The organism is Bacteroidia bacterium, assembly GCA_019695265.1.
Classification (GTDB): domain Bacteria; phylum Bacteroidota; class Bacteroidia; order JAIBAJ01; family JAIBAJ01; genus JAIBAJ01.
On sequence record JAIBAJ010000168.1, the window covers coordinates 1 to 4,847 of the forward strand.

Annotated in this window: 4 protein-coding genes; all 4 read left to right on the plus strand. The window is 41.5% G+C overall.

What is annotated here, in order from left to right; genetic code table 11:
* Positions 1 to 1,536, plus strand: a 1,536-nt coding sequence (locus tag K1X82_14770) for an ankyrin repeat domain-containing protein (protein MBX7183373.1), incomplete at its 5' end; no start/stop codon positions are given.
* A gap of 4 nt (positions 1,537 to 1,540) precedes the next feature.
* A complete protein-coding gene (locus tag K1X82_14775) occupies positions 1,541 to 2,566 on the plus strand; it encodes a metal-dependent hydrolase (GenBank protein ID MBX7183374.1) in 1,026 nt (341 codons plus the stop codon).
* A 29-nt stretch (positions 2,567 to 2,595) separates the two neighbouring features.
* Positions 2,596 to 3,759: a geranylgeranyl reductase family protein gene (locus K1X82_14780; protein ID MBX7183375.1), complete on the plus strand. Its 1,164-nt coding sequence runs from the start codon at positions 2,596 to 2,598 to the stop codon at positions 3,757 to 3,759.
* The gene (locus K1X82_14785; protein ID MBX7183376.1) at positions 3,760 to 4,224 is read left to right on the plus strand and encodes a hypothetical protein; all 465 of its coding nucleotides are present in this window, start codon (positions 3,760 to 3,762) and stop codon (positions 4,222 to 4,224) included. It begins immediately after the preceding gene.
* Positions 4,225 to 4,847: the final 623 nt, after the last annotated feature.

Below are 4,847 nucleotides of genomic sequence, written 5' to 3' on the forward strand. Positions count from 1 at the left end.
GAGGCCGAAAAGAAAGCAACCGAAGCTGAAAAAAGAGCAACCGAAGCTGAAAAAAAAGTTTCAGCCAAAACGGCAACTCCTTCTCCTGCCGGCAACACTGCAACACCAAAGCCATCCACAACAACCTCTCCTACCAATACCACAGGAACCAATGGTTCTAAATCGGGCAATTCCTCCGGATCAACCAGCACTAAAGCTGCTACTACAAATCCTAATTCCGGTGGCGAGGTGAAATATGTAAAAACTCCGGATGGAAAAACGGTGAAAATGGTTAATGGGAAAATTGTACCGGACGATGCACCGGCTCCTGGTGCCACCGAAACCAAACCTGCCGGCGATGTTAAATATGTAAAAACTCCGGATGGCAAAATGGTTAAAATGGTCAATGGAAAAATTGTACCGGACGATGCACCGGCCCCGGGTGCTGCCGAAACCAAACCTGCCGGTGATGTGAAATATGTAAAAACACCGGACGGAAAAATGGTGAAGATGGTCAATGGTAAAATTGTTCCGGATGAAAACCCAAGCCCAGCTTCCACCGAGAACAAATCGGCGGTAACAGGTGAAGTAAAGTATGTAAAAACTCCCGATGGAAAAGTGATCAAAATGGTGAATGGAAAACCGGTTCCTGATTCAACCCCTGCTTCCACCACCACTACCACTACTCAGCCAGCCTCTACTACCCCTAAAGAACCCAAATTGGTAGCTCCGGATGTGGGAAAAACGATGAAACAACCAAGCGGAACTCCCGGTACCACCCCTACCGCAACCAAACCAACCGAAGCAGCTCAACCAGCCTCCGCTCCTACTCCAACCACTACAACCGGCCCAACCATTATTACCAGAAAAGTGGATCCAACCCGCCCTTCTTTCTTAACCATTGTTTCAGATACCGATTGTAAAATCAAAATTAATGGTAAAGAACTTCCACCATTGAAAGCCGGTACACCTTTTCAATACAAAGCACATTGGGGCGATAATTCGGTGGATGCAGAATTGATGGATAAAACCGATCACTTTTCTGAAAAAATCTTTGTGGATGCCGATAAATTCACTTACAATGTTCGATTTGTAAAACCTGAAAAACTCCTGAAATTTATTAATGAAGATAAGGTGGAAATGGTAAAAGAGGTTTTAAAAAATAATCCAGGTGTGCTTAATCCAAAGGATGAATTTGAATTTTCACCTTTTGCCTTGGCTTGTGAAAAAGGAAAAACAGAAATAGTTCAATTAATGCTTGACAATGGTGCCGATATTAAAAATCCTTCCAATTCACAATGTTTACTTAATGCTTGCATGAACGGGCACGTGGACATTGCTCGAATGTTAATTGATAAAGGAATGGATATTAACCAAAAGTTCGAAAACGATTGGACTATCCTTCACCATGCTACTCAAAAAGGAAAAATGGATGTGATAAGCCTTTTGCTTGAAAAAGGAGTTGATTTATCTGCAAAAAACAACAAAGGGGAAACAGCCAAGGATATTGCCTATGAAAATGGAATGATTGAGTTGGCCAAAATGTTGACCAAATAAGGAATTGGATTCCCTGACTCATATCGTTGTTGGAGCTGCTATTGGCGACACCTTGCTAGGTAAAAAAATTGGACGTAAAGCTGCCTGGATTGGTGCATTTGCAAAAACCTTCCCCGATTTCGACCTTTTTTATACCGGACTAAGCGACCAGCGAATGTATGTTTGTTGCCACCGTGGCCATACCCATTCCTTGTTCTGGGAAGGACTTTATGCCTTTCCACTTGCTTACCTGTTTTTTGTCCTTTTCAAAAAAAATATTCCCTTTAAATCCTGGTTAACCCTATTTCTAACCTGCCTTTGGGGGCATTCCTTACTTGATACCTGCACCGCTTATGGCACCAGGTTGTTATTGCCATTTACAAACGAAGCATTTGCCTGGAACAACCTTTCTATCGTTGATCTAAGTTTCACCTTTCCCATGCTAATCATGGTAGTTGTTGGACTTTTTTTTGCCAATGCCAGCAAAGGGCGTTCCCAATGGATGATAGGAAGTTTGATTTATTTTCTGGTTTATATCGGCGGCAGTTTTGTTAATAAAGCCTTTGCCAATTACCGCTTTAACCAATCCTTAGAAGCTCATCATATTCCTCACCACAGCACCATGTCAAACCCAACCATGTTGAACAACCTGATGTGGTATGGAATTGCAGTTGATGACAGCACTTTGAACATTGGTGAACTTACCTTGCTTAATAATCAACAAGCGATTGTATGGCATGCCTACAAGCGACAAACCCACTTACTTAAACAATTCCCTGATAAGCAAGATACCGAATTGTTGGAATGGTTTGGAAATGATTTTACAATTACCAGACAAAAATCGGATACACTTCAGGTTTACTGCGTGAAATTTGGAAGAGGAAATCTGATGGAATCCGAACTGGAAAAAACCTTTGTATTTCATTACCTGCTTTATAAAGATGGAAATAAATGGGTTATGTCTACCAAGGAGCCCAAAATTGGGAAAGATGAATTTTTCCTCGCGTTATCCGATTTATGGGATAGGATTTTGGGTAAAAAGAACGGATAAAACTCGTACTTTCGCCAACTTATAAAACTATGGAAAATCTTGACTTTGATGTAATTATTTGTGGTGGTGGACCCGGCGGCAGTGCTTGCGCAATGGGATTTGTAGATACCAATATTCGCGTTGCTGTAATCGAAAAAAGTAAATTCCCCAGAGAAAAGGTTTGTGGCGATGGCATGGCTCCTTATATCCCCAAAGCCCTAAACATGATGTCGCCTAAGTTTAAAGCTGCTTTTGACGACTATAAAAACCGTTTACCTATACAAAATGTAATGCTGGTAGCTTATGACGGCAATCCGGTTACCCTTCCATTTCCTGAACCCTGGTTTATTTCAACTCGCTACAACTTCGACAATTTCTTGTACGAACAAGCCTCCTCCTTACCCAATGTCAGTTTTTTTCTGGAAGAACAAGTAACAGGTGTTTCGATTTCTGATACCCAAGCCACAGTTAAAACCGATAAAAACCGAACCTTTACCGGTAAAATGGTAATTGGTTGCGACGGTGCAACTTCAGTAGTTAGAAGGCAATTAACCAATTACCAAATGGACCCGGCCTTTCATTGCGCAGCCGTTCGGGCCTATTATACCGAAGTAGATGGTGTTTCAGCCGATACACTCGAAATTCATTATATACCCAAATATCCCAATGGCTATTTCTGGGTGTTCCCTTCCGAAAATGGAAATGCCAATATCGGTTTTGGAATGTTAACCCAAGATATCACTAATCAAAAACTTAAACTGAGGGATGTACTTTCCGAAATTATTGAAATTACCCCTCACCTTAAACCAAGGTTTACTAATGCAAAACCTATTGGCGATATCAAAGGTTGGAGTATCCCAATGGGATATGGAAAAACTCCTATCTCGGGCGATCGTTTTGTATTGGTTGGTGATGCCGCTTCTGTTGCAGATCCCTTAACCGGTGAAGGAATCGGACAAGCCATTGTTACCGGTCGAATAGCAGCTTTCCACGTAAAAGATTGCTTCGCCAACAACAACTTCTCCGCCTCCTTCAATAAAACTTACGATAAGGCAATTGACGAAAAATGGGGTAAACAAAACAGAAGACGCAGGTATTGGTCCGAATTGATCTTCAAAAACAATGGTTTGGTAAACATCCTTTTCCGCATGTTAGGAGCCAAAAATATTATTGGAAAAATTACCTGGAACGTTATTATGAAATTGGCCAAATAAATGGTTTATTCCATCCTGTTACTGCTACATTCCTGGTTGAGATGGCTAATACTAATTGGCTTAATTGCAACAGTTTATCGTTCCTATTTCGCTTGGAAGAAAGGCTTAGATTTTTCTCCAGCAGATGAACGTTTACGATTCATCACGGTGCTTTTGGCTCATGTTCAATTGATAATTGGTTTAGTCCTGTATTGGGTTAGTCCGCTTATGCAGTATTTCCTGAGCCATTTCAAAGAGGCTGTTCATCAGCGCGAAATCCGCTTTTTCGGGATGGAACATAATTTCACCATGCTATTTGCAATTGTGTTGCTTACCATAATCGGAGCCAGAGCTAAGCGTCTCAGCGATTCAAAATCCAAGCATAAGACCCTGGCAATTGGCTTTATTATAGTGCTTTTACTCATTTTCATTGCCATTCCCTGGCCTTTTTCACCCCTGGTTGCTCGTCCTTGGTTGAGGTTTTAATTCAAGCTAGTTTTTCTATTATTTTTAATTGTGCGGGTTGCCTTTAGCCCTTCCGGCTGAGTTCAAAAAATCCAGGTAAATCAATGGGCTAAAGTCACCGGGCTATCCGTTTCAAGTCCTCGCCACACTTGGCTAGCGCCGCGTGCGCCTGTGGGCTTTCCACTTCTATCCCTACCCGAGGGTATCGTGCAAACCCAAACCGTTGGAGCTTTTCCCAAAATGCAGAATAATCTGTTAATCCCGCACTTGTCATTTGTTCACTTCGTTTCAAATGACAAGTGCGGTTGGATGTGGGTAGTCAGGTTAACCCCGAGCTAGCGTTAGTTAGGTTTTCTTACCATTTAAAATTACTTGAAAACCTTATAAACACTTGTCTCGAAACGTAGTTTAAAATTTCTAATGACAATTTCCATCTAACTAGAATTTAAGTCATTGTATTTCAGGTATTTGAAAAAAAAATGAATTTTCTTTTTGAAGAAAGATTAAATAAAGGAACAATGATTTTTATAACCGAATAAGCCCTTGCACAAAAGCCTGTTAGAACGCCGTGCGTTGGCCTGGCTCAGCACGGGGCGCGCCGCGGCTGTGAATTGATGTTCCCTTGAAAAACTTGCAATGTCGTA